Here is a 25,827-nt window from a genome sequence, read left to right on the forward strand (position 1 = left end):
CATCGTGGCGACTTGCTCAGCCTGACTGCTGACAGGCCCACCGTGAATCCCGTGCCGGTCATCGTCGCGGCGGCGTTCGTCAGTGCGCTTCTGCTGCTCTGGCTGCTGGGGGACGTTGTTCTGGCGGCCGGCTTCGGGGCAGCTGTGATCGGGGGCGCGGCACTCATCTGGTATGCCCAGCGGCTTTTCCCGTCGGCACAGGTGGATCAGGCTGTCGTGACCGACTGGACGGTCACGCGGGCGGCTGCCGAGGCGGCGGGGCATGCGATCGCGGTCACCGACCGCACGGGCCGCATGGTCTGCGCGAGCGATCAATATGGGGAGTGGTTCCCAGGCTATCCGGTGCCGGCGGAAATCAAGGTTTCAGCGCGCGATCAGGATCGGCTCGCCCAGGCCGCCCGCGCGGCATGGCGCGATGGAGAAGCCGAAGTGTCCGGCCTGTTGCGTGGCAGCCTGCAGCTCGATGTCCATGTGCTGCGCACCGGCCGCATTGACGACTATCTGCTCTGGCGCTTCGCAAGCGTGCGGCAGGCCAGCGTCATGGACGATTATCTGCGCATCATAGAAGGGCAGGCGGGACGGCAGCTCTCCGAAGCAGGCATCATGTGCGTGATGATCGGGGGCGAGGGACGCATCCGGGCCGCCAACCCCGCTTTCACCCTGCGCGCGACCGGCAGGCCGGACAGCAACATCATCGGCCGCGATTTCTCCGCCTATATGCGCGTGGATGCCAAGGGCCGCATCTTCTATGCGCAGGAGGAGCAACAGGCGACGCCGGTTCGCATGATGCAGATTCCGGTGCGTCCGGAAGATCCCGCCGGTCTGCTGGTGCTTGTGATGGTCGACGACAATGTGCCGTCGGTCGAGGGCATTTCCAGCCTCGCTTATGTCGAGACGCTGCTTTCGCTGCTGCCTTTCGGCCTTGGCATGGCCGATCGGGACGGGCGCCTGCTGTTCTACAACAATGCGTTCGCCCGGGCGGCCGGCATCGGGCCGGGCGACAAGCCGAGCTACCCCGGCGATCTGGTGATCGGCGAGGATCAGGCCGCTGTCGCCGAAGCGATCCGCCGCTATGCCATCGGCCCGCAGATGTCCGGCGATCTCCAGGTCCGCCTGCGCGGAGCCCCGGAGGAGTCCGTGTCGCTCAGCCTTGCCGGCGTGCGCGGTCTGGGCGAGGCGGCGGTGCTGCTCAGCCTCAAGGACAACAGCGAGGAGACACGTCTCAAGCGCCAGGTCGCCCAGCAGACCAAGATGCAGGCGGTCGGCCAGCTGGCGGGCGGCGTTGCCCATGATTTCAACAATATCCTCACTGCCATCATTGGCCATTGCGACCTGATGCTGATGCGCCATACGCCGGGCGACAGCGATTATGACGACATTCAGCAGGTCAAGGCCAATTCCAATCGCGCGGCATCGCTGACCCGGCAGTTGCTCGCCTTTTCGCGTCAGCAGACGCTCCGGCCGCAGGTCCTCCAGTTGCCTGACGTGGTGTCGGAAGTGTCGAGCCTGCTCAAGCGCCTGCTGGGCGAGAACATCAAGCTGGAAGTCTATCATGGCCGGGGCCTGGGCACCGTGCGGGCGGACCCGGGGCAGCTCGAGCAGGTGATCGTCAATCTCGTCGTCAATGCGCGGGACGCCATGCCGGACGGGGGCACGGTGACTGTCCGTACGTTCGCGGTGTCAGCGCAGGACGTGCGTGACCTTAAGAACGAGATCATGCCGATCGGAGACTATACCGGCCTCAGCATCGGGGACACCGGCGTCGGCATCGCGCCCGATCTGCTCGGCAAGATCTTCGAGCCTTTCTATACCACCAAGCCCGTGGGGCGCGGGACCGGTCTCGGCCTTTCCACCGTTTACGGCATCATCAAGCAGTCCGGCGGCTTCATCTTCCCCGAATCTCAGTTGGGTGAGGGCACGGTCTTCAAGATCTATCTTCCGGTCCACGCCACCAGCGCGGAAGTGGGCGGGAGCACGGCAGTGACTCGCAAGCGCCCCGCCACCGAGACCTGGGGCACGGGCACCATCTTGCTGGTGGAGGATGAGGACATGGTCCGCAGCGTCGCCGAACGCGCGCTCACGAGGCAGGGCTATACGGTCGTCAGTGCCAGCGATGGCGAGCAGGGGCTGGCCCGCCTTGCGCAGACCGAGAAGGTCGATCTGCTTATTTCGGACGTGGTCATGCCGGGAATGGATGGGCCGGCCATGGTGCGGGCCGCCCGCGCATCCTATCCGGATATCCCGGTGCTCTTCATGTCAGGTTATGCGGAGGAACAGCTGCGCAAATCGATCGATATCGATAACGTCGCTTTCCTTCCGAAGCCGTTTTCCGTCTCCCAGCTGGCAGAAGCGGCGCGCGACGTGCTTGCAGCCGCGCGCGCGGCGGGCTGAACCCGGCACCATTGTGCAGGGCGGCGCCCATCGCCATCACCGGGCGATCAGAAGGGACGTTCCCCGATATAATTGCCGGCCTGGGCATAGCGGCAGACCAGCACGTCTTCGTCTGCGCCCGTCGCACGCGCGCAGCCAACCTGCCTTGTCGCGCGCCACACGACCTGCGTGTAATGGCCTACATCTTCCACCCGGCCGGTGATGCTGTTGTCCGGGAAGGTGCCGCGACGGAAGTTGCGCTTTTCCCTCACCCATGCATCGACCATCGCCTCGGGGGTGTAGTGGCCTTTCGTGCCCGCCCAGAGATTCTCGCCGACTGGTTCGCGGGAATTCTCCGGAGCATGTTCGAACTCGCCGTTCCTGGCGAGATGATCGGCCCAGCTCTGGGCTGAGCGGGCCAGTGCCGCATTCCAGTTGAGCGGCTCGATCCCAAGCTTGAGGCGCTCCACATTGTGCGTAGTCAGCAGGCGCTGCTCGAAATTCAGCATCGGGTCCGTGGCGCCCATGGCGAATGGCGCCGCCAGGGCGAGAAGGCCGGTGCAAAGGCGGCTGTGCCAGCTGTGATCCGTCATCGCTCAGAACTCCCGCAGGTCCGCGGGATTTCTCTCACCAGCTCGTCACGAGCATGTGGACGAGGCTGGTTAACGGGATTTTAACGTCGAGGGTGTCGGCCGTTCATCGTGACGGGCAAGCGCTTGCTGGCGGTGGACTCGATCAGTCCGTTTGCCGGGACATCAGATCTGAGTCTGGCGGGGCGGCGAGCCGTTCTGATCGTCGGCGGGGACGATCACGACCATGTCTCCCTTGTGCATCTGCGCGAAGAGCAGCCGCGCAAAAGCCAGCGGCACGCCGATGCAGCCATGGGTCGCCCGGCCGACCCGCACATCGCTGCCATGGATCGCCACGCCATCATCTGTCAGCCGGAGCATGTAGGGCATGGGCGCATCATATGTACGGGAATGATAGTCCGCGTCCTTCTGCAGGACGGTGAAGCTGCCTGTCGGCGTGGGCTTGCCATCCGTGCCATAGAGAATGACCGCGGATCCGATCTCGTGCCCGCCACGGAATACGGAGAGGATCTGCCGAGCGAGGTCCACCCGCACCCATAGCGGCCCCTCGGGCACGCCTGCCTCGTTCCAGACATGCGTGCCGAAGCGCATCGGGCCGCTGACATTGAGTATGCTGTGGATGGCGCGCCGCTCGCCGTCCGGCATGAGCATGACAGGGTATTTGCCCGGCGGGTAATGCTGCCGCGTGCGTTCGCCGGAGCTCTCCGCGCTGATCCGGGACAGCTCGGGGGTGACACGCCGCGTCTTTGCTTGCTGGTGCAGGCCGAGGGCCGCGATGACGATGCCGGCGCCGAACAGCAGGAAGGACCGCATTCCCTTTCGCATCGATGGCGCTTCGCCCGGGCGGCCTATTGGCGCGCCATGCGGCGACGTCCGGTCACGCGCATCATCGCACCCACGACGCACAAGCCCAGCAAGATGGCGGCCCAGGTGGCCGGCTCGGGAATCGGCAGTGGCTGCGGATCAGGCGTGGGACCGGGGCCGGGGCCGGGCGGCAGGATACCGCCGCCGGGGCTCAGCGGCCCGGCGGGCAAGCTTGCAAAGGGCGTGCCTGCGGGGCCGGCAGGGCCGGAAACAGGCATCGCGGCCAATGCGGTTGGCATCACCTCGTCGAACAGCGGCATGTCGCCGAGGACGGCAGGCGTGGGATCGGGAAGCTCTATCAACGGGAACGGGCTGGAGGCCTCCCGCAGGCCGGGCAGCACGCGCTCGCGGGGAGATGCAGCGTGCTTGGCGCGGGATTTGATGGAGTATGTCGAGCCGGGGGTTCTCTCGCCGGGGGACCGCAGATCGAAGAGTGCGGCGGGATCGCGCAGGGCTGCCGCGATCCTCGCCAGGCTCGTCTCGCCGATCAGGAACTGGCTGCCGAGGGAGGCGATCAGAAGGCCGACGGCAAGCGGCCACAGGCCCAGGATCCGTCGGCGCCCGGGAGCAGCGGAGGATTCGGTCCGTCCGGCAGATTCGCGCCCGGGCCAGTCAGTCCATGACCAGAAGCGATCTGCCCGAAAAAAGCGGTAGAGCTGAGCCAATGAAAATAATGCCGAAATGTTGTTCCAAGGAATTCCAAGCGATCTAACAGAAAACTGCTAACATCATTTTAATGATTTTTGGCTTTTCTTCATGGTTAATTCATTAACCGAGTATTTCCATATTCGGTTATGCCTGCCTGATCGCTTTCACCTTTGTCAGCCATTAGCAGTGCATTCCGGAATGGCGCGATCACCTCCGGTCCGCTCGGCATGGAATCTGGCATCATCGGGAAGCCCACGAGACGTCCCTACTTCATGTTCCTCTCTTGTTCAACGAGAACAAATAGGATACAGACATATCTTGTACGGTCTGGACACTATGTTTTGACATCCATGGGGAGCGGCATCATGACGGTAAATCTCAAGCTCATAGACGGCGACAAGAAGGCAGGCACCATGGAACGGCAGAAGGCTCTGGAAGCGGCTCTGGCTCAGATTGATCGGGCCTTCGGCAAGGGCTCGGCCATGCGGCTCGGTTCCAAGGAAACGATGCAGATCGAGGCGATTTCGACGGGGTCCCTCGGCCTGGACATCGCGCTTGGCATCGGCGGATTGCCGCGCGGACGCATCATCGAGATTTACGGGCCTGAAAGCTCCGGCAAGACCACGCTCGCTCTGCATGCGATCGCCGAGGCCCAGAAGGCCGGTGGAACGGCAGCCTTCATCGATGCCGAGCATGCGCTCGATCCGGTCTATGCGAAGAAGCTCGGCGTGAACATCGACGAGCTCATCGTCTCCCAGCCCGATACGGGCGAGCAGGCTCTGGAGATCGCCGACACGCTGGTGCGCTCGAATGCGATCGACGTGCTGGTGATCGACTCGGTTGCGGCGCTGGTGCCGCGGGCCGAAATCGAAGGCGAGATGGGCGACAGCCATGTCGGGCTTCAGGCGAGGCTCATGAGCCAGGCCCTGCGCAAGCTCACCGGGTCGATCAGTCGCTCGCGCTGCATGGTGATCTTCATCAATCAGGTGCGCATGAAGATCGGGGTGATGTACGGCAATCCGGAAACGACGACCGGCGGTAATGCGCTGAAATTCTATGCTTCGGTTCGCCTCGACATCCGCCGCACCGGCCAGATCAAGGACAGGGACGAGATCACCGGCAATGCGACGCGTGTGAAGGTCGTCAAGAACAAGGTCGCGCCGCCGTTCAAGCAGGTCGAGTTCGACATCATGTATGGCGAGGGCATTTCCAAGATCGGCGAGATTCTCGATCTTGGCGTCAAGGCCGGGATCATCGAAAAGTCGGGTGCCTGGTTTTCCTACGATTCGGTTCGCATTGGTCAGGGACGGGAGAATGCCAAGCAGTTCCTGCGCGAGAATCCGGAAATGACGACCAAGCTGGAGCGCGCGATTCGGGCCCGTACCGAGGATGTCGCCGAAGGCATGATGGTCGGTCCTGAAAGCGATGATGCTGGCGAAGAGTGAACCATGACATGATCATCGGTAAATTGGCTCAAGTGAGTTCCAATGACCGTTGACAGACCGTGAAGCGAGCGCCGGATTTTCGGCGCCGCTTTTCGTCACGTCATCTACTGTAACGCCATCTGGGAGCGCTTCCTACGAGTGCTTCGTCACGCTTCTCTCGAGGGCGCGCCTGCGGAACTCGCGGGGAGCAACGGAATATTTCTCGTGAAATGTCCGGGTGAAATGCGCAGAGCTGTTGAAACCCCAGGAAAAGGCAATTTCGGTCAGTGTATGCATGCTCCACGCCGGGTTGCTCATCTGGCGGGCGCATTCCTCGAGCCGCCGCCGCAGGATATAGGCCAGTATCTTTTCACCGCCGCTTGCGAACACGGTACGAAGGTGACGGCCCGAGACGCGTAACCTGGCAGAAATCAGGGCAGGAGACAGATCGGGATCGCGCAGATTGTCCTCAATGAACTGGATGACATCCCGACGCCGTTGCCACGCGATGGCCGAGGCATCCGCGAGTGGGGCATTGCCGGATGTGTAGGACATCGAGATCATCTCGAGCAGATAGCGCGCGACCCGCTCCTCATCGAGCGGTGAGCAGCCCGGCCCCTGCCCGGAACCCAGTTCACGCACCATGGCCGCCGCCGCGCCAGTCAGGCCTGCCGCACGTCCGAGACGCTGCCCGCAGAATTGCTCGGGCGTCGGCAGGTAGGTGGACAGGATCTTGAGCGGCACGCGGACCATGATGTTGACTGCCGGTCCCTCGGTCTTGAAGAAATGGGGAAGCCCGGTGTCGCACAGCACGAAGTCGCCCGGCGTCAGTTCCGACTCCTTGCCGCACTGGTAGAAAGTGCCTGTCCCTTCCGCCTGAAGAAGGAAATTATACAGGCGTGGCGCCCCGATGACGATGTCGCTTCGCCTGCGCTCCACGCTGCAGCGATCCATGGCATGGCGCGCGATCTTGACCGGGCCGAGCTGCGTGATCCGCAGTTCCGCGTCGAACCTGTCCGTATCACCGGGCGTGAACTCGCATTTGCTCATACGCGTGGCATAGAGCGCGGCCCAGGCAGCCCCTCTGTCGGCACGGGGCAGGCCATTCGTGCTGATCAAGTCCATCAAGCGACCTCTCCCGGAGAAGCCCGCCATTTCAAGGGGCGGTGCGTCGATCTTAGGCCGAAATGGTCGCATCACCAATAATCCCTGTCAACGCATGAACCATACGTCACCTGTCGGGGGCCGGTTCCCGGCGCCGCCATCCGAGGCGCACCGGATCGCTCCGGGTGGTCGCCGGTCTGCCGGCCAAGGGGTGATCTTGACTGAAATGGCGCAATCTTCGGTGACTGAGTGCCGGCGCGGCGGTTCGGCCTTGCCCGCCGCTCGTACCCTGCACATGCTGACCAAAAACCGCCTGGGGAGGCTTGAGTGCCGCGTTTCATACTCCACCTTGTCACGCTTCTCGTCATTCTGGTGTGGCCGGCGATGCCGGCCTGCGCGCAAGGGCAGGCGGCGTCGGAGATCGACGAAGTGGCGCGCGATGTCGGACGCCTTGAATCGCTTCGGGCCGTGAAAACGCTTCAGCGAATCTATGCCCAATATGCGCAATATGGCTTGTGGCAGGACATGGCCGGCCTGTTTGCCAGCGATGGGAAAGTGATCTGGGGTGAGGAAAGGATCAGTGGCCGGGGCGCGATCGCATCATGGCTGGCGGGTCGCAGCGGCCCGGCGGGGCAGGCTGGTGCCCTGAACACGGAATTGATCGATGATCCTCTGGTGAACCTCTCGACCGATGGTCGCTCCGCGGAGGGGCGCTGGCGCGGGCTCGCTCTTCGCGGAGACGGCAAGGGCAGGGCGTGGATGGAAGGCGGCGTGTATGAGAACCGCTATGTGCTCGAGAATGGCGAATGGAAGATCGCCACGCTCCACTATCATCCGGAATATGAAGGACGCTACGAGACCGGCTGGAGCAATGTCGGGCAGAAGGACCTGCCGATCGTTCCCTATCATTTCAAGACGGATGAGGCCGGTGTCCCGATACCCAGGCCGCACGGCGCAGCGCCAGAGAGCGGAGCGACCCCGGACGCGCTTTCGCGCCGCGTAGCCGCACTGAACGCCGAAGATGACGTCCGCAATCTTCAGCACGCTTATGGCTATTATGTGGACAGGCGCATGTGGGACGATGTCGTCGACCTGTTCGCGCGCGACGGCGTGATCGAATTGGGCGGCAAGGTCTACAGGGGCCAGCAGGGTGTCCGCAGAGCCATGGAGATTATGGGGCCTCAAGGCCTCCGCCAGGGCATCCTCAATGACCATCTGCCTTTCGGCACCGTTGTGGAGGTCATGCCCGGCGGGCGCGAGGCCTATACGCGGGGCACCGAGCTGGCGATGATCGGCGACGCGGAAGCGGGTACCGCTCGCTGGAAAGTGAATGTGTTCCGCAACCGCTTCGTGCGCGAGCAGGGCGTGTGGAAAGTTCGGGAAATGCGGGTCACCCCGATCATGGACGTCGACTACAAGGCCGGCTGGGGCACGGACCCCCTCGGTCCGAAGAGTGCTGGCCTGCCGCCCATGCCGGTCTTCCCCCGGGCTTATGCGCCCGCAACTGGGCGGGCTTCTGCGGGCGGGCGCCGGATCGCCGCCGTGGCGCCGCTCACCGGGCCGATGCCAAAAGGGGAACGCGCAGTCAGAGCAAAGGACCTTGCGGACGTTCGTCGCCGCCTGCTCCGGTCCCAAGCCTGGGATGGCACGGAGAATGTCTCCTCCGCTTATGGCCATTGTCTGGACGATCATCAGTGGCCGTGCATGTCGGGGCTCTTTGCCGAAAAGGGGAACAAGCAATCGCCATTCGCCGGCTATTATTTCGGGCGCGATCGCATCGCTGCCGCGGCGACGGCGATGTACGGCGCAACGCGCGATCCCTCGACCGTGATGCGGCAGCGCATTGCCTATCACTGGCGCATAGCGCCGGTCATCCACGTCTCGCATGATGGACGCTCGGCCTTGCTTCGCACCTATCTCTTCCATCCCAACACGGCCCGGTATGACCCTTCGAGCGGCCAGCCGAACACGGGAAACACGATCCAGACCGGCATGTATCCAAACGACCAGGTCGTGCTCGAAAACGGGATCTGGCGCCTGTGGACCCTCACGATCGACGAGCCTTACATGATGATGCCTCACTGGCAGGGCGGCTGGTCTGCCGCCAGGGTTCCGCCGCCGGGCGGCGGCATGCGCGCGAGCCCCTTGCTGCAGAGATATCCGCCCGACCTGCTGCTCACCGATCTCGGCAAGCGCGAGGAAGGCTTCGCGGGAGGAACCGGAACCAAGATCGACTGGCCGGGCATCCTGCCGATGTGGTTCCACTATCGCAATCCGGTCAGTGGCCGCGTGCCGGAACGTTACTGGCCTGACTGCGTGCCCTGCGAGGCGCGCCCGGACGTGCGGCTGACCAGCAATGGCTACCAGATGCCGCCCACCGGCCCGTCCGTGGATGGCCTGGAGCTGGGTTCGTCGATGCGCGAGGAGGATGGTGCGGGGCGCCAATAGGGTCCCCGCGCCCCGGCGGAAGGAGGATCGGTCAACGCCTTGCTCAGTGTCGGGGCGTGAATATTCCGCTGTTCGGAAAGCTCCAAAACCCTCCTTTTCCAGCCATCACGCGGGAAATAGGCTCGTGCTTCCGACGGGCCACCAGTCGCATGGATTGTCCATCATGCAATGGGCTGCACCCGTCGTGAACGATGAGCCGTAACTGCTGCCAAAGCCGACAATTCTGGGCGCCGATCTGGGGAAGTTAAGAAATTTGGGCCGGGTAAACCCCTGTTCCTCGGTGGTCTTGCCGGATCATCCGGGGGCCGGAGACGCGGTGGTGGCCGGGGCTCTGGCGCCAATGAGACCGAAATTCGGAAAATAAAATTCAAGGGAGTGGAAATGAAAAACAGGATGAAAGAAGTCGCTTCGACTTTGGCACTGGCGTCCGCGATCGTGATCGCCTCGCCGGTTCTGGCCCAGGATACGGCAGCGGCGCCCCGCGAACAGGGAATCCAGGACATCGTCGTGACCGCGACGCGACAGGCGACGAACATGCAGGACACGCCGATCGCGATCACGGCCGTCACGTCCGAAGCGCTCGAAGAGCGCGGGCTGAAGTCCGTCGCTGACCTGACCGCCCTCGTGCCCAATGCCGAGTTCCGTCGGACCCATGGCGCGTTCGGACCCGGCGTCTCCGCCAGCATCCGTGGCATCGGGGCATCCGACACGAATATCGGGAACGATCCCACCGTCGCATATTATGTCGATGACATTTATTATCCGACCCTGCTGGGTTCCAACTTCGACCTGCTCGACATCGGCCATATCGAGGTGCTGCGCGGGCCGCAGGGAACGCTGTTCGGTCGCAACTCGCTGGCGGGCGCGGTCAACATCGTTTCCAAGCAACCGAATTTCAACGAACAGTCGGCTTATGTCGAGCTCAACGTCGGCCAGTATAACCGTACCGACGTTCGCGCGGGCTTTAACCTGCCGCTCGGTGAAAATCTTGCCCTGATGGTCTCCGGCGCGTTCAAGAAGCGGCAGGGATATCAGAAGATGCTGGACTTCACCTGCGAGATGAACCGGCGCGGCACGCCGGAGCTCGCCGGAGACGTGCCGGTCTACAATCTCGCGACGACCAGCAACCCGAGATACACGCCGGATGATTGCGTCGTGGGACATCTGGGCGGCGAGGACGTTCAGGCGGTGCGCGCCAGCATGGCGTGGGAACCGGCAAGCAACGTCCGCCTGACGGTCACTGGTGAATTCATCCGCGACCAGTCGGAAAATCCGGCCGATACCACCCTCTCGCTCAATCCGGCGCTCAACACGCCGAACGAGAATCTGACCTTCGGCTATTATGGCGTGGCCTATGATTCCCGGTTCATCACCGGCAATCCCTACACCACTTACGAGACCTACAATGATCCGATCGGTGCCGGCACGGTCATCCCCGGCCACACCTATTATAACGGCATGTCCACGCATGGCGGACACACGCTTCCGGCGCGGAATGACCTCACCAACTGGGGCATCTCGGCCAAGCTGGTCGTTGGCTTGACCAGCGACATCGATCTCACCGCGATCGCCGGTTACCGCAGCCTGGATGAAACCCACATCTACCAGAAGGACGGCACGCCCCTGATGACCGAGATGACGACCAATGTCGTCACCAATGATTACACCACGGGTGAGCTCCGCCTTTCCGGCCAGCATGGCTGGATCGACTGGGTGGCCGGCGCCTTCTATTTCGAAGCCTCCGGGTTCCAGCATGCGGTGATCGATCAGCCCCGTACCGGCCTGATCCGCTACCTCAACAACAGCTTCGATCCGGTGAGCAAAGCCGTGTATGCCAATGCGACGGTTCGTCCGTTCGACAATGGCCTGAGCTTCACGGGCGGCCTGCGCTATTCCGACGACAAGAAGGTCGTGTCGCTGTCCAACCTCGTGGAGACCACGCCCAATCCGACGGACATCGAATTCGATGTCACGCCGGAAGCCAAGGTGCTGAGCTGGAAGCTGGGCGTGAACTATGAACTGAGCGCCAACATGCTGGTCTATGCGTCCGCCGCGACCGGCTATACCTTGCCGGGCTTCAATCCGCGACCGCAGCAACCGAGCCAGATCGCGCAGTTCGATGGCAACGAGAGTGTCGCCTATGAACTCGGTGCCAAGCTGGACATGTTCGACCGGCGCCTGCGGCTGAACCTGGCGGGCTTCTACACGGACTTCAAGACGCGGCCGACGGCGCTTGCGGGGCAGGAGCTTCTCCTTGGCCCGGACGGACAGCCCAGTCCCGGGAACAGCATCCTGATCCCGCTGCCGGACGCACCGGAAGGATCGACCACCTGCCGGCCGCGCACTCCGGCGGAGATATCCAGCGGCGTCCCGGGCTTCTCGTGCATCACGCGCAGCTTCTATCTCAACACGCCGGCAACGATCTGGGGCGTCGAGGCGGAAGCCACCGCACGACCGATCGATGGACTAGTTCTGAACGGGGCGCTGGGCTACCACAAGTTCAGCTCGCCCGATGTGGACAATCGCGCGATCAATCCTCGCCAGCCTGAGCCCTTCTGGTCGGCAAATGCGGGCATTCAGTACACGATAGAAGGCATGCCGCTTGGGGGAACGCTGACCCCGAGGCTGGACTGGAGCTATCAGGGCAGCCGCGCGCCGAGCACGCGCACGACCGCCTGGAACCAGCCCGGCTATTCGTTGTTCAACACGCGGCTTACCTATGATCTGCCCGATGCGGGTTTCGCCATCTCGGCCGGCGTGACCAACCTCTTCGACAAGCTCTATTATGAGAATTTCTTCATCCTGCAGGATTCGGGACAATCGAACGTGCAGGGGCAACCCGCTGCGCCTCGCCAATGGTATCTGCAGGTCAAGAAGACGTTCTGATCGAAGACATGACAGGCGGCCGGAGCCAGAGCAGCTGATCCGGCCGCCCATCAGAAGGGCGTTCAGAGGACGCCGCTCGCCGGGAAGAAGAGGGGAGGCGTGTTGATGGCACCAGGTAGATCGATGGCATGGGCTATCCTTGTCGCGCTTTCCGGCTGCGCGGCTGCCTCGTCTCCGCCTGCCGACGGTTCGCCGGCTCCCATGCTGATCGCGCGGCAGGGCGCATTCGAAGCGGGTGGGACCCTTCTTCGCGAGGGCGATCGCACGCTGTCCTGCGATCATGGCCATGTCGAATATCAGATTCCCGTCAATGCGCGGCGCACGTCGCTGCTCCTGTGGCACAGCTCGTCGGTCAAGGTGTGGCAGAACCGGTGGGATGGCGGGGAGGGCTTCCAGTCGATCTTCCTGAGGCGCCGCTACCCTGTCTATCTCTGGGACGGGCCCCGCGTCGGTCGCGGCAACTGGGGGTGCGAGCGCTATGTCTATGAGCCCCGCACTGGCCGCGATCAGCAGAATTTCGTCTCCTGGCGGCTCGGCAGCCGTTATCCGGACTGGTTCCCCGGCGTTCAGTTCCCTACCGGCGACGCGGAGGCGCTGGATCAGGCGATGCGCGCGCGTTACTTCGAGTTCGACACCGTCGCGAATGCCCGGCTGGAGGCTGCTGCGGCGGCCAAGGCGATCGATCGCATCGGGCCCTCCGTCCTGGTCACCAATTCTGCGGGCGGGCTGCGCGCCCTGCTGACGGCCCTCGAGAGCGACAATGTGAAGGCGATCGTCGCTTACGAAAATCCCGGCTATGTGTTCCCTGACGATGAGCAGGCGCCCGAGGGGCCAGAGCGGTTCGGGCCCGTCATTGTCACGCCGGAGGTATTCGAGCGGCTCACCCGCATTCCGATCCAATTCGTTTTCGGAGACAATCTCGACAAGTCTCCGTCCTGGGCCGAGTTTGCCGAAACCGCGCGAAAATTCGTCGACATCGTCAATGCACGTGGCGGGCGCGCGGAAATCCTGATGCTGCCCTCGGCCGGGCTCAAGGGGAATACTCACATTCCCTTTGCTGACCTCAACAATGTCGCCGTCGCTGATCTGCTCTCCGCGTATCTGGGCCGGCATGGGCTGGATCTCGAGGTCGAGAAATGAGCGGGCTGATAAGGATGCGAACGGGCGGCGCGCGGGGAGTCCCTCTCACGCGGCTGCTGGCCGCCTTCTGCCTGCTGACGATCTCGGCTGCCGGACTGGCGGCATCCGACAAGGCGGCACCGCCGCCGCCCACGGTTGCCGCCGACACGCTTGACGCGCTGGCGCGGGACGTGGACCGGCTGGAATCCCTTCGCGCCGTCAAGGATCTCCAGCGACGCTATGCGCATTACAGTCAATATGGTCGGTGGCGCGAAGTCGCGAACCTCTTCGCCCGCAATGGCAGAATCGAATGGGACGACGAGCGGATCGATGGCGCCGCCGCGATTGCCCGCTGGCTGGAGGCGCGCCACGGTCCGCGCGGGCTGGCGGCCGGCGCGCTCAACACCGAGTTTCACGACATGCCGCTGGTCAATCTGTCGGCGGACGGCCGGACCGCGGAGGGACGGTGGGCTGGACTGGCGTTCCGCGGCGACGGCAAGGGGCAGGCCCGCATCGAGGGCGGCGTCTACCAGAACCGTTATGTACGCGAGGATGGTCGCTGGAAGATCGCGGCCCTGCACTATCACCCGCAATATGACGGCGATTATTCCACCGGCTGGCGCAACAGCGGCAATGCCGATCTGCCGATCATTCCCTATCATTTCGATCCGGACAGTGCCGGCGTGCCCCTGCCGGCCGCCAGCGGACCGCCGCCGCGCAGCAGCGCCTCACTGGCCGACCTCTCCGCGCGTGTCTCCAACCTCAATGACGAGGATGCCGTCCGGAATCTCCAGAATGCCTATGGCTATTATCTCGATCGCCGGATGTGGGACGACGTGGTCGATCTCTTTGCTGCCAATGGCGCGATCGAGATCGCCGGCGAAGGCCGGTTCGCGGGCGGGCAGGGCGTGCGCGCGGCGCTCTCCCGCATGGGGCCGCCGGGCCTGGCGCGCGGCAACCTCAACGACCGCCCTCTGTTCGACTTGATCGTGCGCGTCGCGCCGGGCGGCCGGGAGGCGCGGGCGCGCGGCATCGAGCTCGCGCAGCTCGGTGCGGAAGGCGGCAAGGCGGGCTGGGAAATCAATGTGGTCAGCAGCCGTTTCGTCAAGGACGGCGGCTTGTGGAAGATCAGGGACATCCACATCCAGCCGGTGATGAAAGCGGACTATGCAACGGGATGGGGCGGTGGCGCGCTGCCGGGAAGCACCGCATCGCCCCCTGTCTTCCTTTCAGACCGCGATCCGGCGACTGGCCCGGCGATCGGCCGGTCACCAGCGGCTCATGCTCTGAGCCTGGCAGACATACGCCGCCGTTACCAGCGATCGCTCGCCTATGACGGCGCGGAGAATGTCTCGGCCGCCTACGGCTATTATCTCGACGATTTCCAATGGTCGAAAATGTCGGCGATCTTCGCGGTCGAAGGGAACAAGCAGTCCCCCTTCGCAGGCTATTATATGAGCCGGGCACGCATCGCAGGCGCGGCGGATGCTCGCTACGGTGCCCCGCCGGACATGCGCGCGCGCGTCGTCTTCCACTGGCGGATCCAGCCGGTCATCCATGTCTCGCAGGACGGGCGATCGGCCTTGCTGCGCACCCGCCTCATTCACTTGCGCACCGGCAAATGGTCGCCCGAGCTGGGCCAGCCGAACGCCGTGGGATTTCAGGCCGGCATGTATCCGAACGACCAGCTCGTGCTCGAAGACGGTATCTGGCGGCTCTGGAGCCTGACGATCGACGAGCACTATTTCACGAGTCCCGAATGGAAAGGCGGCTGGGCAGCGGTGAAGCCGACGCCGCCCGGCTCGGGGGCGGGAGGCAGTCCGCTTCTCAAGACCTATCCGCCCGATTTGCCGATGACCGATCTGGGGATTCGTGCGGAGGGCTTTCGCGGCGGCACCGGTGCGGCTCTCTACTGGCCGGACATCCTGCCGATGTGGTTCCACTATCGCAATCCGGTGAGTGGACGGGTGCCGGAGCGCTACTGGCCGGACTGCGTGCCATGCGAACGGTTGCCGCAGGCGCGCATGACCCGGCACGGCTATCAAATGCCGGAGACGGGGCCGCAGGCTGATGGCGTGGCGGTGTCCGCCCCACAGGGGCGCTGAGCCGGGCAGGCAATCACCGGGCTCGGCCGGTCTGCCGATCTTGACGACATGAAGGTGCGTTTCTTGGGCGGCTCTGCTGCCGGTCATCCCGTGTTTCATTTGCCCAGGCGGGCTTGGCACGAGGCGGCGGTACCCGCCAGTCCCGGCCCTTCACTCCCCTGCCATCATTCGGGGGCGGCAGACGCCTTTTCGTCAGGCAGGCCGATCAGCCGCGCGGCATTGCCGCCGACCAGCCGGCGGATCGCGTCATCGTCGAAGCCGAGATCGATGCACAGGCGGATCACCGACCGGAAGCCGGTCACGGGCGTCGGATTGTTGACCTGCCCGAGATCGGAGCCGAGGATCGTCTGCTCGGTGCCGCCCGCATTGATGACGTCGCGCAGTTCCTCATGCGGATAATATTGGAACCGCGAGCCAGGGATGAACATGCACAGCGAATGCTCGATGAAGGCGCCGGTCCTCGTCAGCTCGGCGATGTCGTCATAGGTCGCGCCGATCGTATAGGTCGGGTGTTGCACCAGGCGGCGCTTCACGCCGCGCTTCTGCGCTTCCTCGAACAGCGGCCATATCTCGGAAATGTGGAGATGGCCCGCAGACAGCACAGCATCGAACTCGGCGATCTGGTCCAGGATTTCCTTCACCTCGTCCTTGAGCCGTCCGTCTTCGTCGACGACGGTGAGCATCTTGGGGCGGCGCATGCGCACGCTGGTCGGCAGCAGCTCGCCATGGCGGTTCTGCCTGATGTGGTTCGCGGCCGAGAATGTCGGCATCCAGACCAGCTTGGCGCCGAGCTTCAGGCCATGGTCCACTGCATAAGGATTGAGCCCGCCAGATGTGTCGTTCAGCGGCACGCCCGAGAGCATCGTCACGTCGAGATGAGCATAATGCGACGAGAGCAGGGCCGTGATCGGTGTGGCCGAATAGAAGTGATCCTTGAACAGCAGCGCGCGCATGCGCGCATCGGATGCCTCCTGCAGCGCCTCAATATGATCGATCATGCGCGGCATGACCGATGGGCCGCTGTGGCAATGCATGTCAATGGCGCCGACGAGTAGCGCGTCGACTCGCTCATCGAGCGTGCTCTGGGGCGCCACCTGCGCCTGGTCGGAATTGGCAGTGGCCATCAGAAAACCCTCTCTAGCCCGTTTTGGTCGTTGCGATCGCCAATCTAGAGCGTCGCCCGGCCAGCAGAACGGCGGATTTGGGGGTTTCCGTCACGCGAAAAGTCGGTGGCGCCGAGTACTGGTCGTCCGATATTGGCGATATCAACCAACACCGGACACTTCCCGCGTGAGGGAAGGAGATGTCGATGTTCCAGGGGAGGATGGGATGAAACGACGGAGGCTTTGGCTTCTGGCAGCGGCGATGGCGGCGACGTCGCTTTCCGGCACGGGCGCGCGCGGGAGCGAGGTCAACCTGCCCGGCGAGGCCACCGCTACAACCCCGGTGCACCGCATCGGCATCATCACCTATGCGGGGCCAGGCGGGGGCGAGCGGATCAAGCAGGAACTGGCCCGCATCGGCTATCGCGAGGGCGAGAATGTCGTCTACCGGGAGTGGGCAGGCAATCGCGACCTTGGCGCCATGGATGGTCATGCCCGCGAACTGGTGGCGTGGCGGCCGGACCTGATCGTTTCCCTGATGACGAACGCACATGTCGCCGTCCAGCGTGCCACGGCCCGGAACCCGATCCCGGTCATCTTCTGGTCCGCGGATCCACTGGGGACCGGTGTGATCCGCAGTTACCGGAAGCCCGGCACCAACTTCACGGGCTTCTCCTACGAGCCGTATGTGCAGCTTCTGCAGGTCCGGTTCCTCAAGCAGGCCGTCCCAGGCATTCGGTGCATCGGGCATCTCTATAACCACACTTACGCTCCCGCACCCGGGACCCTGCGAGAATTGCAGGCGGCGGGCGCACTGATGAACCTGCCGGTCAAAGTCTATGAAGTGCTGGAAAGCGAAGGGCTGGAGCCGGCAATCCGCCGCATTCGCGAAGATGGATGTAGCGGCTTCGTGGTCGGCCCGCATGAACTGTTCAACGCGAATGGCGCACGTATCGGTCGCGCCGCGCTCGAGAACGGGCTGGCCGCCGTCAGCATCCAGATCTCGGTGACGCGGGGCGGCGGTCTGGCGACCTTCGCACCCCCTTTCGAGCGCGGCTGGACGGCGATGGCACTTGTTGCCGACCGGCTTCTCAAGGGGGAGGCGCCGGGCGAAATCCCGGTCGAGCGCGGCTTCAAGAGTCCAATGACGATCAACCTGAAAGCGGCATCCGCCCTCGGGCTGACCTTGCCCGATGCCTTGATCGACGAAGCCGACGAGGTCATCCGGTAAGAAGCCTGCATTGTGCGCGACCTTTAGAGTGCCGCGATGTAGCCGCCATCGAGTGCGATCGTGGAGCCGTGGACATAAGCGCCCGCGCGCGAGGCCAGGAAGAGGCACAAGCCCTTCACATCGTCCGCCTCGCCGGGGCGTCCCAGCGGGATATGGGCGGCCACGCTGGCCTTCACCGCCTCGGACGTGGTGTCGGTCATGCGCGAGTGAAACGGACCGGGAGCGATGGCGTTGACGCGGATGCCATCCCGGCCCAGCCGCTTGGCAAGTGAGCGCGTGAGATGATGGAGCGCCGCTTTCGACGCGCCATAGGCATGCGCTTCCCAGTTGGGAACATGCAGCCCGCCGATCGACCCGAGATTGATGACGCTGGCATATGTGCCGGGCGCGGCGGCGGCGCGCAGCAGTGGCAGGGCCTGCTGAACAAGGAAGAAGGGGGCGCGGAGATTGACCTCCATGGCCGCGTTCCAGTCCGGTATGTCGACGGTCTCGATCGGGCCATTGCCGCCCGTGCCGGCGTTGTTCACGAGGATATCCAGTTTCCCTTCACGCTCGCCGAACGCTTCGACAAGCCTAGCCGGACCTTCCGGGTCGGCCAGGTCCGCCACCAGCGGCAGGCAGGTGCCTCCCGTGGAAGCAGAGAGGTCGGCCGCTATTCCCTGAAGCCGGTCGAAATCCCGGCCGGTGATATAAGTGCGCACGCCACGCTCCGCATAGCCTTCCGCGATCATCCGGCCGATCCCGCTGGTTCCGCCGGTGACGAGCGCTACTTTCCCAGCCACGTTGAACAGGTCGTCGGCCATCGGTTCCTCCGTGCGTTTTCGGTCGGCAGGGCTCTGCGCGACGCCATCATGACCGGCAATGGCCTGTTGCATGCTTTCCATCAGGCGGAAACATTCGCTATCAGTATTGCGTGTCCGCCGCGCGGCGGCAAACTCGCGATCGTCTATCGCAGGGTTCTTGGGAGAGGATGCGCCGGCTGCGGCCAGCGCGCGCAAGGAGGGCTGGCATGGTCAGCAAGAAGCAGGCAGGAGGCGGCTCGATAAGATCGGTTGAGCGTGCGATCGACATATTGATGGCGATGAATCGCCGTCCGTTCTCGACGCTCCATGATCTTCATCGCGACACCGGTCTGCCGAAACCCTCGATCGTGCGGCTTTTGCGTACGCTGGAAGCAAAGGGTCTCGCCATGCAATCGTCGAGCTATGGCGCATATCAGCTGCTCAGCGGCGTGAAGTCACTGGCCAGCGGTTTTCATCATGAGCCCGAGATCATTGAGGTCGCCGAGGATATCATGATCGACTTCACCCAGCGTGAGGGATGGCCCCTCTCCATGGCGCTGTTCGATCTCAACGCCATGACGGTGCGCGCGTGCACGATCCGGTTCACTGCTCTCTCACTGGAGCAATCGTCGCTCAATCGCAGGCTGAGCCTCGTCACCCGGGCATTGGGCCGAGCCTATTTCGCCCATAGCCTGCCGAGCGAGCGAGCCATCCTCCTCTCGATCCTCAAGGACAGCAAGGATCCCGAGGATGCCGGCGCGCAGAACGAGGAAGCCATCGAGCGCATGGTCGAGGATGTGCTCCAGCGCGGCTATGCGACGCGCGATCCGCTGATCGATGGCCGGTCATCGACCATCGCTGTGCCCATCCGTCAGCATTCCCGCGTCGTTGCGACGCTGGGCTTCACATGGATCACGGTCGCCATGTCGCTTCAGAAGGCGGTGGACAAATATCTGCCGCGGCTGGTCGACACGGCGGAAAGCATCTCCCGCATGATCGAGAGCGGCAATCCGGCGTCGCGCGAGCAGCCCCGGGCGCAGGGCAGGGCAATTGGTCCGGCGGCGGTGCTGCCGTGCATGTCCCTCAACGAGCTGCCCGTCATGGCGGGAGAAATGGCCGGCGGGCGCTCCTGAAATGGGGCAGCCGCAAGGGCGGTATCAGTGAAGTCAAAGACAGAAAGACAGGGAGCGGGACCATGAAAGGCAAGGTTTTTCCGGGCGCAGTGCTGGCGCTGGCGGCGATCGGCTGCATTGCCGCGGTTGGGACGCGGAGCATTGCACCAGCGAAGGCCGGCAATACCGCGCCTGCTGCCTCGCCCACAGCGAAGGCCTATGTCATCGCGGAAGTCAACGTGAAGGATCTCAAGGGATATCGCGACTATGTGGCCGCGGCATTTCCGGTCATCCAGAAATATGGCGGCAAGTTCCTGGTGCGAGGCGGCACGACCATCGCCGTCGAGGGAGCGCCGCCCGCGGGCCGTATCATGGTGATCGAGTTCGAGAGCCTGGAGCAGGCGAAGAAGTTCGAATATTCGAAAGACTATACCGACATCGCGCCTTTGCGGCATCGCACATCCGAAAGCCGGCTGCTGATCGTGGAAGGCACGACGGACGCTGCGCGCGACCAGCCCTAACACTCGCGCCAGGGGGTGCCCCCATTCCCGTCCCGCACGGATGGAATGATCTGGCGCATAACCGGTCGGCAACCAGTCGGCTTCACAGGATCGAAAATGCCCGGCAGGAGAGCGCCGTAGATGATTGCCGCTTCCGTTTCCGATTATCGTGAGCTGGCCAGGCGAAGGCTGCCCCGGTTCCTCTTCGACTATATCGATGGCGGCTCCTACGCGGAAATCACGTTGCGCCGGAATGTGGACGCGCTGCAGCAGATCGAACTGAGGCAACGTGTGCTGCGCGCGGTCAGCACGGTCGATCTTCGCGCGACGTTGTTCGGCCAGCCCTACGCGATGCCGGTTGGCCTCGCGCCCATCGGTCTTGCGGGGCTGACGGCGCGGCGTGGCGAGCGCCAGGCCGTGCGCGCGGCCGAACAGGTCGATATTCCCTTCACGCTTTCCACCGTCGGGGCCTGCACGCTGGAGGAAGTCGCCCAAGCCGCCAGCCGGCCTTTCTGGTTCCAGCTCTACATGATCCGCGACCGCGCCTTCATGCGGGATCTGCTCGCCCGGGCCCGCAGCCTTGGCTGCTCGGCGCTCATGTTCACCGTGGATATGCCGCTGCCCGGGAGTCGCTATCGCGATTATCACTCAGGCCTCGCCGGCGCACCGGGACTGCGCGGCGACATGCGCCGCCTGATGCAGGGCCTGCTGCGACCGGGCTGGGCATTCGATGTCGGCATCATGGGGCGCCCCCACACGCTCGGCAATGTCGCGCCCGTGCTGAAGGGCAGAAGCGGCATCGAGGATTTTTTGGGCTGGATGAAGAACAACTTCGATCCCTCTTGCAGCTGGAAAGACCTGGATTTCATCCGTTCTGAATGGGATGGGCCGTTGATCATCAAGGGGCTGCTGGATGTGGAGGATGCGCGCGAGGCAGCCGCTATGGGCGCGGATGGCCTCGTCGTTTCCAACCATGGCGGGCGCCAGCTCGATGGTCGCGGCGACGGCCAGCGCCTTGCCGGGCATCGTGGACGAAGTTGGCGATCGCCTGACGGTACTGGTCGATGGCGGCGTCCGCTCGGGGCTCGATGTCGTCCGCATGCTCGCCTTGGGAGCCCGGGGCGTTCTGCTCGGCCGCGCCTGGGCTTATGCCCTCGCGGCGCGCGGTGAAGCCGGGGTCATCCATATGCTGGAACTCATCGAAGCGGAGATGCGGGTCGCCATGACGCTGGGCGGCGTCGGGAAAATCGATGGATTGGACCGCTCATCCTTGTCCCGGATGGTCTGAATTGTCCCGCATGGTCTGATCGCATGGCGGGGCCGATCGGCGATGACCGGGCGCCTCGCGCGCGCGTCGTGATTTCAGCGCCGGCCGCCACCATAGACGTGGTTGGCGTTGCCATGCAGGAACTTCTGCGTCTCCACCGACGTGAGGGACGCGGCGGCTGATTGGGCCATCGCGACCTTCTCCGGATATGTCCAGAGCCTGCTCTGCCCGACGTCGGAGCCCCACATGAGGCGGTCCGGGCCAAATCTGTCGACCATCTGGCGCACGAAATCCGCGGATTTCACGCCCGCCTTGAGGAAGCGCTCCATGTTGATCTCGGTGATCTTGAAATAGACGTTGGGGTCGTCCTCGAAGATGTGAATGCTCGACTCGATTCCCCAGTCCGGCGGCGGCGGCATGACGATCGGCGTTCCAGCTTCCTCCGCGAGCGCGACCTCATATTGCGAGGCGCCGAAATATGTACCCGCATGGTCCAGGATGATGGGCAGTTGCGGGTAGCGCCGGGCCATGAGCTTCACGAGCGGCAGCACATAGGACAGCTGGTTGTTGAAGATGATGAGGGCCATCGGCGTGCCGAACTCGGCGCAGACATCCCAGACCTCCATCGCGACCGGGGAACTCATCCAGGCGGTATCCAGCAGCCATGGCCGTGACTGGGCCATCCGAAAGCCGAAGGCCTGGCCTTCCTTCACCAGCCTCCGATAGGTTTCCGGTGTTCCGGGATCCTGCGTGTCGAGGATGACGACCGGCCGGAAGCGATCGGGATATCGGATTGCCGAATCGAGGATATAGCTGTTGTCGTATCCATAGATGTGGCCGCGTTGCACCAGGCAGGCGAAGTCCACGCCATTGTCGTCCATCATGGCGATCAATTGTTCTGCAGTCACCGTGAACGGGGATCGCTCGGGCGTCGGCAGGCCCGGGCCGAAAGGGCGGGGCGGGTAGGTCTCCCAGTCATCGGAGACGAGATGGGCATGCGTGTCGATCAGTCTGAATGGCATGCATCTCGTCCTTGCCAGCGCGTTCGAGCCACAGTGCGCGATCGCGGCGCGGCCACCGTTTCGAGCTAAAAACCTATGGCCGGGAATGCCTTGCGCTTGACTGTAGGGGCTGAACGACTTGTTCTATATGCACCTGCTCCTTTGTGGTTCAGGTCGCTTTCGCCCGTGCGAATCCGAGACCCAGGAGGAGGCCGCGTGCATCGACGATGCCGTTTGAAGCGTGGCTGCCAAACAGGGTGCTGGCAGTCTCCTGTCGCTGACGGTCCCGGCGAGTAAGGAGGCCGACCGTCTGGCGTTATCCCAGGCGGCCCGGAACGCACTCGCCGCTTGTAGCTTGAGCTGCCATCCCTTAAGCGGCTCCCATGACGTCGACCAACGATATTCGCCGCTCCTTCCTCGATTATTTTGGCGCCAACGGGCATGAGATCGTGCCTTCGGCTCCGCTCGTCCCGAACAATGATCCGACGCTCATGTTCGTGAACGCGGGCATGGTGCCGTTCAAGAACGTGTTCACCGGCCTCGAGACCCGGCCCTATCGTACCGCGACTTCCTCGCAGAAGTGCGTTCGCGCCGGCGGCAAGCATAATGATCTCGACAATGTGGGCTATACCGCGCGCCATCACACCTTCTTCGAGATGCTCGGCAATTTCTCGTTCGGAGACTATTTCAAGGAACAGGCGATCCATCATGCCTGGAACCTGATTACCCGTGAGTGGGGCATCGATCCGGAGCGGCTCACCGTCACCGTCTACCACACGGATGACGAGGCCTATGACCACTGGAAGAAGATCGCCGGTCTGCCGGATGAGCGGATCATCCGGATCGCCACGTCCGACAATTTCTGGTCGATGGGCGAGACGGGACCATGCGGGCCCTGTTCCGAGATATTTTTCGATCATGGCGACCACATCTACGGAGGCCCCCCGGGAAGCCCCGAGGAGGATGGCGATCGCTTCGTCGAAATCTGGAATCTCGTGTTCATGCAGTTCGACCAGCAGGCGGACGGCAACCGGATCGACCTGCCAAGGCCCAGCATCGATACCGGTATGGGCATCGAGCGCATCGCCGCAGTGCTTCAGGGCGTGCATGACAATTACGATACGGACACCTTCAAGGCGTTGATCAGCCAGTCGGTCGCGCTGACGAAAGTGGCGGCGGAAGGCGAAGCGCGCGCAAGCCATCGCGTGATCGCGGACCATCTGCGTTCCTCGGGCTTCCTCATTGCCGACGGCGTCCTGCCGGCCAATGAGGGGCGCGGCTATGTCCTGCGCCGCATCATGCGCCGCGCGATGCGTCATGCGCATCTGCTGGGGGCTGCTGATCCGCTCATGCACAGGCTGGTCGGCGGTCTGGTGGCGGAGATGGGCGCGGCCTATCCCGAACTGGTGCGGGCTCAGCCGCTCATCGAGGAAACGCTGTTGCGGGAGGAAACCCGTTTCCGCCAGACGCTCGACAAGGGGCTGCGTCTGCTTGACGAAGCCGTGATCGATCTGGCGCCCGGGGGCACGCTTGCAGGCGAAACGGCTTTCCGCCTCTACGATACTTACGGCTTCCCTTATGATCTCACCGAGGACGCCCTGCGCGCGCGGGGCCTGGGCGTTGATCGCGCGGGCTTCGAGGTCGCGATGGCGGCGCAGAAGGCCGCGGCGCGGGCCGCCTGGAAAGGGTCGGGCCAGAAGGCATCCGAAGACGTCTGGTTCGATATCGCGGAATCCGAGGGATCGACCGAGTTCACCGGCTATATGGGCGAGAGCGGCGAAGGCCGCGTCGTGGCGCTGGTGAAGGATGGCGTGCGGGTCGATCGCGCAACGGCGGGCGATCATGTCTCGATCGTCACCAATCAGACGCCCTTCTATGGCGAAAGCGGCGGGCAGGCCGGCGACACCGGCATGGTCCGGGGCGCCGACGGCCTGGTGGCCACCGTCACCGACACGTCGAAGCCGCTCGGGCGCATTCATGCCCATCATGCCGTCATCGAGGCGGGCACGCTGTCGGTGGGCGATATCGTTTCGCTGGCCGTCGACGGCCCGCGCCGCGCCCGGGTGCGCGCCAATCACAGCGCGACGCACCTGCTGCATGCCGCACTGCGCAAGGAGCTTGGCGCGCATGTCACGCAAAAGGGCAGCCTGGTGGCGGAAGATCGCCTGCGGTTCGACTTTTCCCATCCCGAGGCATTGACCCCGCAGCAGATCGCCGCCGTCGAAGCGGACGTCAATGCGCAGATCCGGGACAATGCGGAAGTCACGACCCGCCTCATGTCTCCGGAAGATGCCATCGCCGCCGGCGCGATGGCGCTCTTCGGCGAGAAATATGGCGACGAGGTGCGCGTCCTCTCGATGGGACGCAGCGAGGAAGATATCTATTCGGTCGAGCTGTGCGGCGGCACCCATGTCCGGGCGCTGGGCGACATCGGTCTTTTCAAGATCATTGGCGAGAGCGCGGTGGCCAGCGGGGTCCGCCGCATCGAGGCATTGACGGGCGAGGCGGCGCGCCTCTGGCTGAGCCAGCGGGAGGAGCAGTTGCGCGCGGTCGCGGCGAGCTTGCGGACGACGCCGGAGGAAGCACCGGCCCGTGTCGCCATTCTCGTGGAGCAGGGTCGGCGGCTGGAGCGTGAACTTGCCGAGGCCAAGAAGGCACTGGCGATCGCCGGTGCGTCCGGAGGCAGTGGCGCAGTCGCCGCGCCGGAAATCGTGAATGGCTACAAGGTCATTGCCCAGCATCTTCAGGACCTCGACCCCAAGGCGCTGCGCGGCCTCGTCGATGAAGCGAAGGCCCGGCTCGCCAGCGGTATCGCCACCATCGTTGCTACCAATGACGGCCGGGCCGCCATCGCGGTGGGCGTGACCGACGATCTCGTCGGGACCTTCAGCGCCGTCGATCTGGTGCGCGCGGGCGTTGCCGCGCTGGGCGGGCAGGGCGGCGGCGGCCGGCCGGACATGGCGCAGGGCGGCGGGCCTGACGCGTCCGCGGCGGACGCGGCTCTGGATGCCGTGCGGGCCGCTATCGCGGCTGCCTGAAAGAGAGCGCAGGCCGTCTCCGGATCTGCCAGCTCATCCTGCCATCGAAGAGTGGGGCCTTGGCGGTGAGGAGCGATCCACCCGCCGGGCGGGCCAGCAGCCTGTGCGGCCAAGATGTTTCCCGCTGCATCCTGGCCCTGCTGCATCGAGAAAGCAGCGCCGCCTGAAAACCGCGCTGCCGACGGGCCTGGCCGGTTCGTGAGCCCTGTCGCGATCTGGGAGTCCGTTCGGCAGG

The 25,827-nt window shown here is 64.1% G+C and carries 17 protein-coding genes and 1 pseudogene; 11 read left to right on the forward strand and 7 right to left on the reverse strand.

Annotated features, from left to right (window positions below; translation table 11 throughout):
* The first annotated feature begins 42 nt into the window (after nt 1-42).
* Complete coding sequence (locus SLG_RS07480) at nt 43-2,391, forward strand: hybrid sensor histidine kinase/response regulator (RefSeq protein WP_014075845.1); 2,349 nt, start codon at nt 43-45, stop codon at nt 2,389-2,391.
* A gap of 47 nt (nt 2,392-2,438) precedes the next feature.
* Here SLG_RS07480 and SLG_RS07485 read toward each other — a convergent pair whose 3' ends face one another.
* The 3 genes from SLG_RS07485 to SLG_RS07495 form a co-directional block, all read right to left on the reverse strand.
* Nucleotides 2,439-2,963, reverse strand: coding sequence for a CAP domain-containing protein (locus SLG_RS07485; protein ID WP_014075846.1), 525 nt, complete (start codon nt 2,961-2,963; stop codon nt 2,439-2,441).
* 162 nt (nt 2,964-3,125) lie between these two features.
* Entirely contained in the window at nt 3,126-3,773 is a 648-nt protein-coding gene (locus SLG_RS07490) for a L,D-transpeptidase family protein (RefSeq protein ID WP_173385002.1), read from the reverse strand.
* Between the two features lie 35 nt (nt 3,774-3,808).
* Nucleotides 3,809-4,489, reverse strand: a complete 681-nt coding sequence (locus tag SLG_RS07495) for a PEP-CTERM sorting domain-containing protein (RefSeq protein ID WP_014075848.1) — start codon at nt 4,487-4,489, stop codon at nt 3,809-3,811.
* Between the two features lie 348 nt (nt 4,490-4,837).
* Between SLG_RS07495 and recA the strand changes: the two genes are divergently transcribed.
* Nucleotides 4,838-5,917 carry a recombinase RecA gene (gene recA / locus SLG_RS07500; RefSeq protein WP_041392879.1) on the forward strand — a complete coding sequence of 360 codons (1,080 nt, stop codon included), beginning with the start codon at nt 4,838-4,840 and terminating at the stop codon, nt 5,915-5,917.
* Nucleotides 5,918-6,049: 132 nt separating this feature from the next.
* Here recA and SLG_RS07505 read toward each other — a convergent pair whose 3' ends face one another.
* Entirely contained in the window at nt 6,050-7,021 is a 972-nt protein-coding gene (locus SLG_RS07505; RefSeq protein ID WP_014075850.1) for a helix-turn-helix domain-containing protein, read from the reverse strand.
* Between the two features lie 306 nt (nt 7,022-7,327).
* Between SLG_RS07505 and SLG_RS07510 the strand changes: the two genes are divergently transcribed.
* The 4 genes from SLG_RS07510 to SLG_RS07525 all read left to right on the forward strand — a co-directional run bounded on the left by SLG_RS07510 (nt 7,328) and on the right by SLG_RS07525 (nt 15,558).
* Nucleotides 7,328-9,448 carry a nuclear transport factor 2 family protein gene (locus tag SLG_RS07510; protein WP_014075851.1) on the forward strand — a complete coding sequence of 707 codons (2,121 nt, stop codon included), beginning with the start codon at nt 7,328-7,330 and terminating at the stop codon, nt 9,446-9,448.
* A 393-nt stretch (nt 9,449-9,841) separates the two neighbouring features.
* Nucleotides 9,842-12,334 (forward strand): TonB-dependent receptor, encoded by a 2,493-nt coding sequence (locus tag SLG_RS07515; RefSeq protein WP_041391811.1) that lies wholly within the window; start codon nt 9,842-9,844, stop codon nt 12,332-12,334.
* Nucleotides 12,335-12,457: 123 nt separating this feature from the next.
* Nucleotides 12,458-13,474, forward strand: coding sequence for an alpha/beta hydrolase (locus tag SLG_RS07520; protein WP_051003715.1), 1,017 nt, complete (start codon nt 12,458-12,460; stop codon nt 13,472-13,474).
* A 14-nt stretch (nt 13,475-13,488) separates the two neighbouring features.
* Nucleotides 13,489-15,558 (forward strand): nuclear transport factor 2 family protein, encoded by a 2,070-nt coding sequence (locus SLG_RS07525; protein WP_041391813.1) that lies wholly within the window; start codon nt 13,489-13,491, stop codon nt 15,556-15,558.
* 164 nt (nt 15,559-15,722) lie between these two features.
* Here the strand turns inward: SLG_RS07525 and SLG_RS07530 are convergent, their stop codons facing one another.
* On the reverse strand, nt 15,723-16,682 hold the full coding sequence (locus SLG_RS07530; protein WP_014075855.1) for a DUF6282 family protein: 960 nt from the start codon (nt 16,680-16,682) through the stop codon (nt 15,723-15,725).
* A gap of 205 nt (nt 16,683-16,887) precedes the next feature.
* Between SLG_RS07530 and SLG_RS07535 the strand changes: the two genes are divergently transcribed.
* Nucleotides 16,888-17,892: an ABC transporter substrate-binding protein gene (locus SLG_RS07535; RefSeq protein ID WP_158512693.1), complete on the forward strand. Its 1,005-nt coding sequence runs from the start codon at nt 16,888-16,890 to the stop codon at nt 17,890-17,892.
* A gap of 23 nt (nt 17,893-17,915) precedes the next feature.
* Here SLG_RS07535 and SLG_RS07540 read toward each other — a convergent pair whose 3' ends face one another.
* A complete protein-coding gene (locus tag SLG_RS07540) occupies nt 17,916-18,776 on the reverse strand; it encodes an SDR family NAD(P)-dependent oxidoreductase (RefSeq protein WP_051003716.1) in 861 nt (286 codons plus the stop codon).
* A 125-nt stretch (nt 18,777-18,901) separates the two neighbouring features.
* Between SLG_RS07540 and SLG_RS07545 the strand changes: the two genes are divergently transcribed.
* From SLG_RS07545 to lldD, 3 genes and pseudogenes are all read left to right on the forward strand, one after another.
* Nucleotides 18,902-19,807: a DNA-binding transcriptional regulator gene (locus tag SLG_RS07545; protein ID WP_051003717.1), complete on the forward strand. Its 906-nt coding sequence runs from the start codon at nt 18,902-18,904 to the stop codon at nt 19,805-19,807.
* 62 nt (nt 19,808-19,869) lie between these two features.
* The gene (locus SLG_RS21660) at nt 19,870-20,307 is read left to right on the forward strand and encodes a DUF1330 domain-containing protein (protein ID WP_014075859.1); all 438 of its coding nucleotides are present in this window, start codon (nt 19,870-19,872) and stop codon (nt 20,305-20,307) included.
* 120 nt (nt 20,308-20,427) lie between these two features.
* Nucleotides 20,428-21,574, forward strand: a pseudogene (gene lldD / locus SLG_RS07555) (FMN-dependent L-lactate dehydrogenase LldD).
* A gap of 74 nt (nt 21,575-21,648) precedes the next feature.
* Here the strand turns inward: lldD and SLG_RS07560 are convergent.
* Entirely contained in the window at nt 21,649-22,575 is a 927-nt protein-coding gene (locus SLG_RS07560; RefSeq protein ID WP_014075862.1) for an amidohydrolase family protein, read from the reverse strand.
* A 362-nt stretch (nt 22,576-22,937) separates the two neighbouring features.
* Between SLG_RS07560 and alaS the strand changes: the two genes are divergently transcribed.
* Entirely contained in the window at nt 22,938-25,592 is a 2,655-nt protein-coding gene (gene alaS, locus SLG_RS07565; protein WP_014075864.1) for an alanine--tRNA ligase, read from the forward strand.
* Nucleotides 25,593-25,827 lie beyond the last annotated feature (235 nt).

Source organism: Sphingobium sp. SYK-6 (assembly GCF_000283515.1).
In the GTDB taxonomy this organism is placed as follows: domain Bacteria; phylum Pseudomonadota; class Alphaproteobacteria; order Sphingomonadales; family Sphingomonadaceae; genus Sphingobium; species Sphingobium lignivorans.